Genomic DNA, 13,068 nt, shown 5'->3' with positions numbered 1-13,068 from the left:
CAAGACTTGCTTTTGAGACATCGATACCGATAAATGTACTCTGACTGGCCATGATGTCCCTTTCTGTCCCTACCTTGCGGAAGCGAGCTGTCACTAATGACGCTCAGGCAACTGTTCGGGATCTGTAAGGTGATTTGCGCGGCGGCCTCGCTGAAGGACGGTCTCGACAATGTCGGACCAAGGCCTGATCGGCCTGCCCCGCTATCTCACATTTTATACATCAGCCAGTCTCTTTTTATCTTACAAGGCCGTTAGACCGAGATTCGCATGCTCGGAAATCGAATTAGTTGGTGCAGGCGGGTCTGAGACCCGCCCCTACCTGGAAGGCGTGGCGTCACGGCTCCAATTTCAATCACGGTAAACAACGAAGGCCCGTATTCATCGGGGCCCCTACCGGCTGACATCTTGCCCTACTCCACTAACGCCCGGCGCAGGGTGTTTAGCTGCTGCTCGGTGACTCCTGCTGTAAGCAGGTACTCGGCAACGCCGCCGTAGGTCTTGATGATGTGGTCCAGCGTGGAGAGCATGACCTCCGGCGGGCAGAAGTCCCGCTGGTAGTGCTCCCAGGTGTAGGTTGCGGGAGTGAGGCCGGGCGGCTTGATGTAGGTGTGGTACGACTCCACCAGACATCGCCCGCTGAGCGCATAGTCCTGCGCGATGGTCTCCTCAGGCACGCCTACGAGGCCGAGTGAAAGCGCGGAAACGAGGCCGGTGCGGTCCTTGCCGACGACGCAGTGCACCATCGCCGGCATCGCGCCGGGGCGGGCGAGCGCGGACATGGTGGCGGCGATCTGCTCCTGCCGCTCGTCTATGGTCCGCCGGTACATCGCCGTCAGTGTTTTGACCTGGTTGCCAAGCAATCGGCCGCCGTTTTGCTCCTCCAGAGCCAGCCAGTCCGCAAGAAGCCGCTCGCCGAGAAGGTCCAGGTGAACGTAGCGTGCCGCGGCGTTCTCGCCAAGGCGGTACTCCCACTGGCTCTTGTGGCTGTAGTCGCGGAAGTCCACAACGGTCTTGATGCCGTGCGACAGAAGTGTTGCCTGCGCCTCCGGCGTAAGGCGGTGGGGGCTGTCGGAGCGGAAGAAGGCGCGCCACCGCGTGCGGCGGTTGTCGCGCGTGCGGTAGCCGCCGATGTCGCGGAGGTTGTAGATGCCGTCGATTTTGATGTGCCGCCGAGAGTCGAAGAGGTCGTCCATGGCGATGTCCTGTAGAAAGTTACCAAGTCCGAAGTTCGGTCGCCCCAAGGCCCAACGGGCCGTGATGGTTCAGCCCAGGGCAAAGCCCTCGAAGGCTCTGCGCAGAGGGCGTCGCCTTGGGTAAAAGAGCGAAAGATCGATAAGCCCTGTAAGGGCACGATACTCTTCGTCCATGCCGTCGGAATATCACGCCCTTACAGGGCTTGGAAATCCTTGGATCCCTTACCCAGGGCTTCGCCCCTTCGCAAAGCCTCCGGGGCTACTCCCCGGGCTGAGTCATCCCGCGCTTTCAGCGCTAGCCACCCCTCGACCCCATCAAAAACCGCACACCCCTACCCTACCAGCGCACGGCGGATGTTGTTCATTTGCTTCTCGGTGATGCCGATGTGTGAGAGGTAGTCGTCGATGCCGCCGTACTTCACGCGGATGTGCTCCAGCGTCTTCATCATCGCCTCCGGCGGTGAGAACTCACCGCGCTCACGCCGCTTGGTGAGGTCGTCCATCGAGTAGCCGTCCGGGGGGCCTTCGACCAGGTAGCGCTCCCAGAGGGGCTCGGCGCTTAGGCCATAGTCCTCGGAGATGGTCTCGTCCGGAACGCCGCACGTGCCCAGGAGCATCGAGGCGACGATGCCGGTGCGATCGGTGCCGCCGGCGCAGTGGAAGAGCGCGGGAACCTCGTCCGGCTCCGAGAGCGTCGTCATGATCTCCTTGATCTGCGGCTTGCGCTCCTCAAGGAGGACGATATACGAGTTGTAGATGAGCCAGATGCCCTCGCCCGCGCCGTAGGTGGCCGGGTTGGTGTCCGTAATCATGTTGTGGTGGACGTACCGCGCGAGCTTGGAGGTGGCGAAGACGTTGGGCGTCTTGACGGTCTCGCGCACTCGGCGGAGGTCCACGACGGTCTTGATGCCGTAGTCCACGAGCGCCTGCTGGCCCTGCGGCTTGAGGTTATGGAGGCTATCCGCGCGGAGGTAGGTCTTCCAGCGCGTCGTGCGGCCGTCCGCGGTCTTGTAGCCGCCGATGTCGCGGACGTTGTACGTCCCCTCTATCTTGAGGCGGCGCTGTGGTGTGAGGGTGGTCATTGGGCCTCCGGACGGGATTAAGCGCAGAGGGCGCAGAGTGAAGACGCAGAGTTACGGACAAGAGTAAGAATATAGGGAACCTGTTTGTTTCTCAAGAAGGAGAATGGGTCCCGTTTCCGGGACCCATTCCAGAACTTCGTCTAGGCTTGCTTGTTACTTCTTCGCCGACTTGCGCTTGGCCTCGACCTCAGCGCGGTGCTTGCCGCTGTACTCGGTCTCGCTCATCGCGGAGGCCTGCTTGTTCCACACGCGGTCGGACTTGTACTTGCCGAGGGCCTTGGCCATCTCGCGCATATGCGTGGCCTTGCAGCCGCAGCACCCGCCGATGTAGTTGACGCCCATCTCCTTCGCCTTCGAGGCGAACTCGCCCAGGGCATAGCGGTCCATCTGGATCGTCTCCAGCTTGTCCGGGAACGCGGGCTGGCCGGTAAACCAGGGGGTGTCGTCCGTGCAGCGGTACGCGACAGGCTGGGCGGCAATGTAGCCGTCGATGGCGTCGCGCATCGCCTTGATGTGCGGGTACATGTGCTCGGGATCGTTCATACAGTTCAGGCCGATGATCTCAACGCCCGCGGCCTTTAGCTGCGTGGCGCACTCGGCGGCGGTATATCCGTCCACCGTCTTGGTGCCGCCGCGGATTGACATGGTGATCATGGCGGGCTGCTTGGTCTTCGCCTTGATACGCTCGGCGCAGAGAAGCGCCTCGCCCAGATCGAAGAAGAGCTCGCCGATCCAGAAGTCGACGCCCTTCTGGGCCTCAAGCTGCTCGTCGAACATCGCAGTGACTTCCTTGATCGCGGCCTTGTCGCCCTTCTTCCACTTCCAGGTGGTCGAGAGGTCGCCAGCGACCAGGAGGTCGGTGCCGGCGACGTCCCTGGCGAGCTGAGTGGCCTTCTGGTTGATCTCGAACGTCTTGTCGCCGTAGCCCACGGTCGCCAGCTTCTCACGGCTGCCGTAGAACGCCATGACCTGCAGCACCTCGCAGCCGGCGTTCTTCATTTCGTAGTGCAGCTCGCTGATCGCCTGGGGGTGGCGGATGACCACCTCCGGCGTGAACGCGCCCGTGACCACGTGGCCGCGCTGCTCGAGCTCCACGATGTAGCCGCCGTCACCGAGGACGACGCCCTCCTTCAGCCGCTCCATTATCCCCTTCTTAGCCAAGTGTACGAGATCCTTTCGATGTCAACGGTCTTCGTTTGACAGAATTTCCCAATTCTAACAGCATGCTTCGCGTTATGGGAATGGGACGGCGATGTCCGACGCCTTCGGGAAGGCTGGGTTGTCCGCGGGCTCTTTTCCTCCGTAGAACCAGGTGAGGGGAAGCACTTTGAGTATCTGGTTAAAATCCTTGTTGTCGGCCCCGCCGACCTTTACGAGCTGCGCCCTGGTTGGATGGTCCTCGTAGTGGGTATACGTATGGGCAATGAGGACGCGGTCCTTCATGACGAAAACGGAAGGGTACGATATCCGGATGTGGTGGTCCACAATCTTGAGATATTTACCGTCACGCGTCGGCGGCGCCTGCCCCGGCTTGTTGTGCATTTCCTCGGGGCGCACGGCGCGTATCGGCCCGGGCTCCACGCGTGTCTCGTCGTGCATGGAGTGCACGTTCTGGTAGAACTCCCAGACGCTGCCGCCATTCCGGCTTATTGCGGAAGAGATGCGCGTGCGGTTATACCCGGCCCTGATCTCGTCCTCACTCTCCTGGTTCCAGACCACGAGCATGTGGCCGGTGGAGGGAATCTTGCGTATCTGAGCAGGCGTTGTGGTGGCCGCGAGGGATGTCGGTACCGGCGACGTCCACGTTTCGCCGTTGTCGTACGACCAGGACTGGAATATGCGTCCCAGCTTCGTCCGCTGGTACATGACAATCCTGCCGGGAGCGACCTCGGCAATCGTCGGTTCGCTAGTCGCGCTCAAGGAAGCGGCCCAGTCGATATAAATGATGAGATGGCCGTCCTTGTTCTGCTGCCAGGTCCGTCCCTCGTCGTCCGAGTAAACGACGTAGCTCCCGGCAATGCCTGTGCCGAAGAAATGCGCTGACGTGGAGACCCACTGTCCGTTTACAAGCTTGCCGTGGTGCGGGTAATGCTGGTCCAGCGGATGAAGCTCGTGGCCGAGGCCGGTGTAGATAGGCAGCATGATCCGGCCGGTGCTCGTCCGGATAAACACGTCCTGATAGGCAACTACCTGTCCCAGCGCCGGAAGCGACATGCGGACAGGCTTCTCCCAGGTCTTTCCCTCGTCATCCGAGCGCCAGTAGACCATGTAGCTGTGTCGCTCCATCCAGTCTGGGAAATCAGGCCCTTTGCCCCTGCGGATCGCCGCGAGACCGATTGTATTGCCGTCCAGCTTGACAAGCGAGGTGCCGCCGCCGCCTATTACGTCGCCGTTCTTGTCCCTGGACTGGTACGGCGCGGACCAGGATATGCCCCCGTCGTCAGACGTGCAGAATTGCTTACCGGAGCAGTGCAAAATGCGTCCGTTGCTGATCTCGATGAATGTGGAGTCGTGGAAGTAGTTGGTCTTGTGCTCGGCCAGCATTTCCCATGGCCGAGTCATTGGTACATTGCTCATCGTCGTGCCTCCGATGGAGTTGAGAGTTGAGAGTTAAGAGTAGTGAGTTTCGACTTTCTACTTCCGTCACGGCGTGGGCGTTTCGTCCTGCCGCGGCAGGCGGTCACTATCCGCGGGCTGCTTGCCGCCGTAGAACCATGTGAGCGGGAGCACCTTCATGTACTGGTTGAACTCGTTGCCCGCGCCGCCGACTCTCACGAGCTGCGCCTTCGTGGCGTGCTCCTCCAGGTGGGTGTACGTGTGCGTAACGATCGCCCGGTCTTTGCCGACGTAGAGCGACGGGTATGACCATCGGCCGTGGAATCCGGCGGTCTTGACGGCCGACGGGTCGCGGACGTCGGAACCCTTGCCCGGCTCGTGGTAGGTTTCCAGAGGGCGGAGGTGCTCTATCGGACCCGGCTCGACACGCACGGTCTCATCAATGGACATGATGTTCTGGTAGAACTCCCACACGCTGCCGCCATTGCGGCTGATTGCCGACGACATACGCATGCGGTTGAAGCCGTTGTGCACGTCGTCGTGGCCCTCCTGGTTCCAGACGACCAGCAGATGGCCGGTGGAGGGTATCCTGCGTATCTGCGCCGGCGTGGTAGAAGCCGCCAGGGAAGTCGCAAACGGGGCGGTCCACGTCTCGCCGTTGTCGTAAGACCACGCCTGGTAGAGCCTGCCGAGGCGGGTGCGGATGAGCATGATGATCTTGCCCGGGCTTACCTCAGCCACAGTCGGCTCTCCACCGCCGGCCGTCCATCCGCCCCAGTCGATCTGGATCATCAGCTCGCCGTCGTGGTTGACCTTCCACGTGCGGCCGTCATCGTCGGAGTAGTGCACCTGGCAGTTGCTGGAAGCGGGGTCGTAAAAGTGGCCGGAAGTGCCGTACCACTGGTTAAAGACAAGCTTGCCCGTCATGGGCGGCTTTGGGTCCGCCGGGTGGGCGGTGTGCCACTTGTGGACGTAAACGGGGACGATGATGCGGCCAGAGCTGGTGCGCAGCGCAACGTCCTGCAGCGCGTGGCAGGCGGCGCCGGGGCGCGTCATGCGGACAGGGCGTTCCCACGTCTTGCCGCCGTCGTCCGAGCGCCAGAAGACCATGTAGGTGTACTGCTCCATCCAGTCCGGGTGGTTGACGCCCATGCCCTTACGCATTGCCGCCAGGCCGATGCCGTTGCCGGACAGCTTCACGAGCGACGTACCCCCGCCGCCGACGGGGTTGCCGTCCCTGTCCTTGCACTCGAAGACCGGCGACCAGGTTATGCCGCCGTCGTCGGAAGTGCAAAACCGCTTGCCGGACGCGTGCAGCAGCCTGCCGTCCGGCCGGTCCACAAACGTGGAATCGTGAAAGAAGCTCGTCTGGTGCTCCGCCAGCATTTCGTTGCGACGCGTCATAAAGAAGTTGTTCAACTGTGTCCTCCGGACTGTATGTCGTTGTAGGAACGCGACTTCAATGTCGAGACCAGGCAAGGACTATCAAGGCACCGCCGGGTCTGTGGCCCTCGGGAGGGACAGGTTCTCGGACGGCTGCTTGCCTCCATAGAACCAGGTCAGCGGCAGCACCTTCATCATCTGGTTGTACTCGTTGTTCGCGCCGCCTACCTTGACCAACTCCGCCTTTGTGGCGTGCGGTTCGTAGTGGGTGTAGGTATGACAGACGATGACGCGGTCCTTCATCACGAAGACGGATGGGTAAGACCACCGCCCGTGGAACTGCGCGGTCTTGATATAGTCGCTCTCCCGAATCCTCACGCCCTGGAGAGGCGTGCCCATGTAGACCTCCTCCGGTCGCACGGACCCTATTGGGCCGGGCTCGATTCGGACTACGTCGTCCACAGAGAGGATGTTCTGGTAGAACTCCCAGATTCCCCCACCGTTGCGGCTTATTGCCGATGACATTCGCATCCTGTTAAAGCCGCGACGGATGTCCTCAACTCCTTCCTGGTTCCATACGATCAGGAGGTGTCCGGTCGAAGGGATGCGCCGTATCTGCGCGGGCGTGGTGTCCGCAGCCAACGAGGTGGGAAATGGGAGGGTCCACGTTTCGCCGTTGTCCATCGACCACGACTGGTAGAGCCTGCCAACCTTTGTACGCATCATCATCACCAGTTTGCCGGGCGAGACTTCGGCTATGCTGGGCTCGCCCACGTGGGATATGTTGGCGTTCCAGTCAAGGTGGAGGGCAAGCGCGCCGTCCTTGTTCTTCTTCCATGTGCGGCCGTCGTCGTCCGAGTACAGGGCCTCGCAAGCGCCGAAACCGGTGTCATAGAAATGGCCGCCGGTCGAGACGAACTGGTTGAATGCGAGCTTCCCGGTGCTGGGGTAAGGCGGGTCCATGGGATGGTGGCCATGACGGATAGAAAGGTAAACGGGAAGGATTATGCGGCCTGAGGAGGTGCGGAGGAAGGTGTCCTGTAACGCGAACGTATCCACGCCTGGCCTGCTCATACGCACGGGCGGCTCCCATGTCTTTCCGCCGTCGTCCGACCGCCAGAAGACCATGTACCAGTGCTGCTCCATCCAGTCCGCGCCCTGCGGGTCCTTCGGCTTGACGATGCCGGCCAGGCCGATACCGTTCCCGGAGAGCTTCACGAGTGAAGTGCAGGATGTGCCGACTGGCTTGCCGTTCCGGTCCTTGCATTCATAGACCTTCGACCAGGTTATGCCGCCGTCGTCCGAGGTGCAGAAGCTGGTCTTGGAAACGTGGAGGATGCGCCCGCCTTCAAGCTCCACGAACGAGGAGTCGTGAAAGAATTTCGTGAAGTGCGCCGCGAGCATCTCCTCGCGGCGGGTCATGTGGAACTGGGACATAGGCGCCTCCTCAGTGTCTGCTCGAATGGTTCACGGGCCAGAAACAAATGGGCCGCGACAACGGACCCCATTATACAAGTCCGTGTTAGGCTTTCAACCAGAACTAACCAATATCGCCCTCCGGCTTGTAGGCGTCATACTCAGCCCTCTCCTCCTCGGCCAGTCCTTGTTCGGTTACATCAAAGAAGAAATCACCGCCCAGTTCCTCCGGCGCTTGTCCCAGGTAATCGACTCTGGGGATGTATCGCAAATGCTCAATCAGGCTGTCCGCGTCCAGACCGCCGCTGCATGCAACGAATTCGTCCCGTCGGAAGCTGAAGTAATGAGGCTCAATGAAGTTGCGCTCTAACAGCGCCACTATCGCAACCGCCACGTCCTTTACTGCAACGTCGTTCAGGTTCCTTTGGGAATCTTTGCAGAGGGCATATAGCGAGTCCATCCCAATCCGGATACTCTCAAGAATCTCGAACTCGAGGCGGTTGAGCAGGTCAGGCCGTATTCTGTCTGTACCCGCGTCCATATCTCCTACCCTTTCAACCGCAGGTTCTCCGGGTCGAGCAGCGGCTCGCGGGTGACCGTCGCCGGGTAGATCTCCTTGAAGTGCTCGATCTGCACCTTTGTGCCCTCGGCGGCGCACTCGGTGGGGACGTAGCCGTAGACGATGGACTTGCCGACGGTGTAGCCGTAGTTGGCGCTGGTGACGTAGCCGAGGACCTTGCTGCCGTCCAGGATGGGCTCCTTGCCCATCGCGAGGGTGTTGGGCTCGTCCATCGTTATGCAGACGAGCTTGCGCTTGACGCCGTCCTTCTTGATCTTCGCGAGCGCGTCGCGGCCAATGAAGTCGCCCTTGTTCGGGCGCACCGCGAAGCCGATGCCGGCCTCGTAGGGGTTGTACTCGGTGTGGATGTCGCTGCCCCACATGCGGTAGCCCTTCTCCAGGCGCAGCGTCTCGAACGCGCCGCCGCCGACCGCCGTGATGCCGCTCCAGCGGCCTGCCTTCCACAGGATGTCCCACGCGCGCAGGCCCAGCTCCGCCGGGCCGTATATCTCCCAGCCGAGCTCGCCCACGTACGAGATGCGGATCGCCAGGACTGGTATTTCCTGAATCTGCATGCGCTTCGCCGTCATGTACGGGAAGGCGTCGTTGGAGATGTCCTCGTCAACGACGGTCTTGAGGACGTCGCGCGACTTGGGACCCCAGAGGCCGATGTTGAACATGCTGGAGGTGACGTCCGTTATCGAGACCGAGCCGTCGCGCAGGGCGTTCTTGCGCAGCCAGAAGAGGTCCAGCATGCCCATGCCGCCGCCGGTGAGGACGAGGAACCGGTCCTCCGAGAGGCGCGTGATCGTCAGGTCCGCGCGGATGCCGCCGCGGTGGTTGGGCATCGCTGTGTAGACGATGCGGCCGACGGGCTGGTCCAAGTTGTTGCTCGTGATCGACTGCAGGAACTTGAGCGCGCCCGGCCCTGTTACCTCGATCTTAGTAAAGGGAGTGATATCGAACATGCCGACGCCGTTACGGACGGCGTGGTGCTCGGCGGCGATGATCGGCGACCAGAAGCGCGACTGCCATTCGGTGCGCTTGGGGCCGTTGTACGGGTACTGCTCCAGCATCTTCGCGTTCGCCTTGAACCACTGGGGGCGCTCCCAGCCGACGCCCTCGAAGAACTCGGCGTCCAGCTCCTTGAGCCTGGGGTAGAACGGCGTGAGGCGCAGGTTGCGCGGGTTCTCCATCTGCTGGCCCGGGTGGATGATGTCGTACACCTCGCGGAACTGCTGGGCCGAGCGGGTGCGGACGTACGACTTCGTGAGCGCGTGCGGGTGGAAGCGGGCGACGTCGCACTCGCGCATGTCCAGCTCCGGGTAGCCCTGGACGAGCCACTCCGCCATCGCCTTGCCGACGCCGCCGGCGTGTGTGATCCAGACCGCCTCGGCCATCCAGAAGCCGCGGACGTTGGGCGACTCGCCCATGAGCGGCATGCCGTCCGCGGTGAACGAGAACATGCCGTTGAGCTTGAACTTGAGCCCCTTCCCCTTCGTCGCGGGCAGCAGTTCCCCCGACTCGCGCAGCCCCTGCTCGAAGATGCTCGGCGCCCAGTCCATGACGGACGGCATTACCTTCGAGTCTTTCCACTCAAGGATGTCCTCGGGCTCGACGAGCATCGGCTCGTGGCGGTACGCGCCGACGAGGTAGGAGTCGAACTCCTGACGGAAGTACATCGCCTCGTCCTGGTGGCGCAGGATCGGGTGGCGGACCTTCTCCTTCTCGCCCTTGAGCTCGGGCAGCGGCTCGGTGACGGCGTATTGGTGGCGCATCGGGTACAGGGGGACGGTGACGCCCGCCATCTTGCCGACGAGCGGCCCCCAGATACCGGCGCAGCAGAGGACGATGTCCGTCTGGATGCGGCCCTTATCCGTATTGACGGCCTTCACCTGGCCGTTCACGACCTCTATGCCCGTGACCTTCGTGTCTCCGTAGAAGGTCGCCGCCCCGCGCTTCTGCGCCTCCAGCGCGAGCGCCTCGGCGACCATGTGGGCGTAGCCCGCGCCGTCGTTGGGGGAGTACATCGCGCCGTAGATCTTCTCGGAGAGGAGGGGCACCTTGGCGCGCGCCTCGCTCGGGCCGAGGAGCTCCGCGCCCACGCCCCAGCTCTTGCCGTAGGCGTACTTGCGCTTGAGGTCGTACCAGCGCTCCTTCGTCCAGGCCACCTCCATGCCGCCGGTCTTCCAGAAGATGCGCTCGCCGTTCAGCTTCATGCTGTCGTCCAGCGCGGTGGTGTACTTGGCGAAGTTGGCCATCGTGCGGGAGGAGTTGACGACGAAGAGCAGGCCGGGAGCGTGCGAGGTGGAGCCGCCCGTCTTGAACAGCGGCCCCTGGTCCACAACGACGATGTCCTTCCACCCGAGCTGGGCGAGGTGGTAGACGGTGCTGGTCCCGGCGATGCCGGCCCCGATGACGACGATTCGAGCGCGGTCCTGCATTGGAAGCTCCAGGAGAGAAGATGTTAACCGCAGATTACACAGATTACGCAGATTTCTTCCGAGGCGCGCGGTGTTGCCTGTTGATTGGACGGAGGTACTTACAGATTGGCCCCGTGAAACGGCTCTAAGTGTACAATATGCGCCGTCTCGTTAGGAATCGCCCGTAGCGCGTCGCTCAAAACGGCGGGTTTGACGGGGAAAGTGTCGAGGCTGTCCAGCGGGTGCCACCGGCAGGTGAGGCGGTCGGCGCCGTCGATGATCTCGAACGGCTCGTCGGAATCGATGTGGCGCCAGCTTTCCGGCATCTCGACGTGGTAATACAGGCCGAGCTCATGGAACGGGACGCCGCGCAACGGGAAGAAGTTCTCGAGCACCCAGAGCAAGCGCCCTACCCTAACCTCTGCTCCAAACTCCTCCTCCATCTCCCGCCTGAGGGCTGCCTCGGACGGCTCGTTCAGCTCCACGCGGCCGCCCGGAAGGAACCAGTAGTCCTGCCCTTCGAACATCATCGCCAGGAAGCGTCCGTTGCGAATGGCGACCGCGCCGACGCGATGGCTGAATCGCCCGGCATCGGTATTGAAGCTGATCATCTGCCGCATTTCCTGGTCCTGCTACCGGTGTGTTACGCCGCCTCGGACTCCACAGGCTTCCCCCGCGCGAGGATGAGCCACAGGCCGGTCAGGGCGTACCAGAGGGTGGCGACGTAGGAGATGTACGCGGAGCCGGGGACGTAGAGGGTGGACGTGGCGAGGAGTATCGCCGCGCTTATAAGGCCCAGGAGGCCGAACCACCGGCCGTCGCCGGCGTGGTAGAGGAGTATCGCGAGGCTGAAGCTTGCCACGCCCGCGCTGAAGAGGAACGCCCCAAGGCCGCCCGTGCCCGCCTGGATGTAGTACAGCGCGAGCGCCGTGGAGGTGAGGGTGCGGACGTCGAAGCTGGAGGTGGAGGCGTACTGGAGCGCAAGCTGCTCGTAGCCGAACAGCGCCATCGTGCCTAACATGAACATGACCGCGCCGGACACGAACCCCAGAATGCCAAGCAGCGCCCATCTGCGGCTCCGCCTCCGCAACACCAGGTAGAGCGCCCACCCGGCGAGGAACGCGACGAGGTTCCAGGCGAAGTCGAACCACACGGCGGTGAGATAGAACTGCCGGTTCTCGTCGATGACCTGGAAGGTGCCGGCAGCGAGATCGAGCGAGGGCATGTCTATCGCCAGCCCCTGGAAGTTCCAGAAGAAGTACCAGGCCGCGTCGACGGCGGCCAGCGCCAACAGCAGGACGCCGGCGATGATTTGAGGGCGCGCGGCGAGTTTCATCCGGTCTCCTTTTCGGCCATCAGAAACGGTTGAGTAACGCGGGGCGGGGCCTAAGTGTACAACAGCCTACGCCGTTAGGACACCCCGACAAATAGGAAGGGCGGACACTTTTGTTGTCCGCCCTTCCGGTTACCGATCTATCTGGGCAATCCGTTCAGGTCGTCGCGGCAGACGGCTGCGCCGCCTCCGCCTTCTTCGCCATGGAGTCCATGAGGAGCCAGACGCCTGTCAGCGCGTACCACACGGTGTTTACAAAGTAGAGGTAGTCCGCGGCGGTCACATCGAAGAGCGAGGTGGTGAAGCAGACCACCGCGCCCACGAGGCCCAGCGCCCAGAGCCAGCGGCCCCAACCGCCGGTCACGGCGCGAAGCGCGAGGCTGAACGCCAGCAGGCCCACACTGAAGAAGATCGAGCCGATGCCGTCGGCCCACCAGTCGATGGGGCTAAGCGCCAGCGCGGCGGTCTTGAGCGACTCTGCAGCGGCGCCGCTCGCAGAGGCGTACTGATCGGCGAAGCTGTCCCAGCCGAGCCAGACGGCGTCCGCAATCACGTATGTGATTGCGGCGGCGACGAAGCTGAGCCCGCCCAGCAGCGCCCACCGCTGGTCGCGGTCGCGCAGCCCCAGGTACAGCCCCCAGCCGACGAGAAAGGCTGTGAAGTTCCAGGCGAAGTCGTCCCACAGCCCGGCGAGGTACATCCCGCGGTTCTCGTTGATGACGGCGAACGATGCGGCGACCGCCCCCGGCGTGGTCATGTCCACGTCCAGCGGGGCTATTTCGAAGAAGTAGTACCAGCTCAGGTCTACGACGGTCATGACCAACAGAAGAATACCAGTCAGCTGCTTTGGACCGATCACCATCTTCATACGGTCTCCTTGCCGACGGCGCATCTTTTGGATTTGCGCTATTAGGTCGGTAGGATATTAGAATCGTCCGGCAAAGTCAACATGAGGCTAAGCAATGTGTCTTTGCTCAGTGATATTGTCAGTAGGTAACTGCTCAGTGAATATGTCAGTCCATGAGAGGACTACATTTGACCGAGCGAGAAGCGAAGAGAGCACAGATACTGAACCTTGTTCTGGAGGGGCGTTGCGAGGCAAGTAAGGCCGCTGAGCTGATGG

The 13,068-nt window shown here is 62.3% G+C and carries 11 protein-coding genes; all 11 read right to left on the bottom strand.

All coding sequences use genetic code 11. The features are described from left to right. Nucleotides 1-410: 410 nt before the first annotated feature. The 11 genes from FJ319_13130 to FJ319_13080 all read right to left on the bottom strand — a co-directional run bounded on the left by FJ319_13130 (nucleotide 411) and on the right by FJ319_13080 (nucleotide 12,837). Entirely contained in the window at nucleotides 411-1,193 is a 783-nt protein-coding gene (locus tag FJ319_13130) for a tyrosine-protein phosphatase (protein ID MBM3935219.1), read from the bottom strand. 332 nt (nucleotides 1,194-1,525) lie between these two features. Beyond that, entirely contained in the window at nucleotides 1,526-2,275 is a 750-nt protein-coding gene (locus FJ319_13125; protein MBM3935218.1) for a tyrosine-protein phosphatase, read from the bottom strand. A 153-nt stretch (nucleotides 2,276-2,428) separates the two neighbouring features. Then, nucleotides 2,429-3,418, bottom strand: coding sequence for a hypothetical protein (locus FJ319_13120; GenBank protein ID MBM3935217.1), 990 nt, complete (start codon nucleotides 3,416-3,418; stop codon nucleotides 2,429-2,431). A 90-nt stretch (nucleotides 3,419-3,508) separates the two neighbouring features. Further along, nucleotides 3,509-4,852 carry an exo-alpha-sialidase gene (locus FJ319_13115; GenBank protein MBM3935216.1) on the bottom strand — a complete coding sequence of 448 codons (1,344 nt, stop codon included), beginning with the start codon at nucleotides 4,850-4,852 and terminating at the stop codon, nucleotides 3,509-3,511. Nucleotides 4,853-4,918: 66 nt separating this feature from the next. Beyond that, a complete protein-coding gene (locus tag FJ319_13110; GenBank protein MBM3935215.1) occupies nucleotides 4,919-6,250 on the bottom strand; it encodes an exo-alpha-sialidase in 1,332 nt (443 codons plus the stop codon). A gap of 66 nt (nucleotides 6,251-6,316) precedes the next feature. Then, nucleotides 6,317-7,651, bottom strand: coding sequence for an exo-alpha-sialidase (locus tag FJ319_13105; protein MBM3935214.1), 1,335 nt, complete (start codon nucleotides 7,649-7,651; stop codon nucleotides 6,317-6,319). Between the two features lie 103 nt (nucleotides 7,652-7,754). After that, entirely contained in the window at nucleotides 7,755-8,171 is a 417-nt protein-coding gene (locus FJ319_13100; protein ID MBM3935213.1) for a hypothetical protein, read from the bottom strand. Between the two features lie 5 nt (nucleotides 8,172-8,176). Then, nucleotides 8,177-10,633 carry an FAD-dependent oxidoreductase gene (locus FJ319_13095; GenBank protein ID MBM3935212.1) on the bottom strand — a complete coding sequence of 819 codons (2,457 nt, stop codon included), beginning with the start codon at nucleotides 10,631-10,633 and terminating at the stop codon, nucleotides 8,177-8,179. A gap of 98 nt (nucleotides 10,634-10,731) precedes the next feature. Then, nucleotides 10,732-11,232 (bottom strand): NUDIX domain-containing protein, encoded by a 501-nt coding sequence (locus FJ319_13090; GenBank protein ID MBM3935211.1) that lies wholly within the window; start codon nucleotides 11,230-11,232, stop codon nucleotides 10,732-10,734. A 23-nt stretch (nucleotides 11,233-11,255) separates the two neighbouring features. Continuing rightward, nucleotides 11,256-11,948, bottom strand: a complete 693-nt coding sequence (locus FJ319_13085; protein ID MBM3935210.1) for a DUF4386 family protein — start codon at nucleotides 11,946-11,948, stop codon at nucleotides 11,256-11,258. A gap of 154 nt (nucleotides 11,949-12,102) precedes the next feature. Beyond that, on the bottom strand, nucleotides 12,103-12,837 hold the full coding sequence (locus FJ319_13080; GenBank protein MBM3935209.1) for a DUF4386 family protein: 735 nt from the start codon (nucleotides 12,835-12,837) through the stop codon (nucleotides 12,103-12,105). Nucleotides 12,838-13,068: the final 231 nt, after the last annotated feature.

This window comes from SAR202 cluster bacterium (assembly GCA_016872355.1).
Classification (GTDB): domain Bacteria; phylum Chloroflexota; class Dehalococcoidia; order Lucifugimonadales; family VGZY01; genus VGZY01.
This window is presented reverse-complemented; position numbering and strand designations above follow the sequence as displayed.

Bases quoted from the DNA above. Each gene is read 5' to 3' on its own strand.
- FJ319_13130 (MBM3935219.1), bottom strand. From the start codon at position 1,193: ATGGACGACCTCTTCGACTCTCGGCGGCACATCAAAATCGACGGCATC.
- FJ319_13125 (MBM3935218.1), bottom strand. From the start codon at position 2,275: ATGACCACCCTCACACCACAGCGCCGCCTCAAGATAGAGGGGACGTAC.
- FJ319_13120 (MBM3935217.1), bottom strand. From the start codon at position 3,418: ATGGAGCGGCTGAAGGAGGGCGTCGTCCTCGGTGACGGCGGCTACATC.
- FJ319_13115 (MBM3935216.1), bottom strand. From the start codon at position 4,852: ATGAGCAATGTACCAATGACTCGGCCATGGGAAATGCTGGCCGAGCAC.
- FJ319_13105 (MBM3935214.1), bottom strand. From the start codon at position 7,651: ATGTCCCAGTTCCACATGACCCGCCGCGAGGAGATGCTCGCGGCGCAC.
- FJ319_13100 (MBM3935213.1), bottom strand. From the start codon at position 8,171: ATGGACGCGGGTACAGACAGAATACGGCCTGACCTGCTCAACCGCCTC.
- FJ319_13095 (MBM3935212.1), bottom strand. From the start codon at position 10,633: ATGCAGGACCGCGCTCGAATCGTCGTCATCGGGGCCGGCATCGCCGGG.
- FJ319_13090 (MBM3935211.1), bottom strand. From the start codon at position 11,232: ATGCGGCAGATGATCAGCTTCAATACCGATGCCGGGCGATTCAGCCAT.
- FJ319_13085 (MBM3935210.1), bottom strand. From the start codon at position 11,948: ATGAAACTCGCCGCGCGCCCTCAAATCATCGCCGGCGTCCTGCTGTTG.
- FJ319_13080 (MBM3935209.1), bottom strand. From the start codon at position 12,837: ATGCGCCGTCGGCAAGGAGACCGTATGAAGATGGTGATCGGTCCAAAG.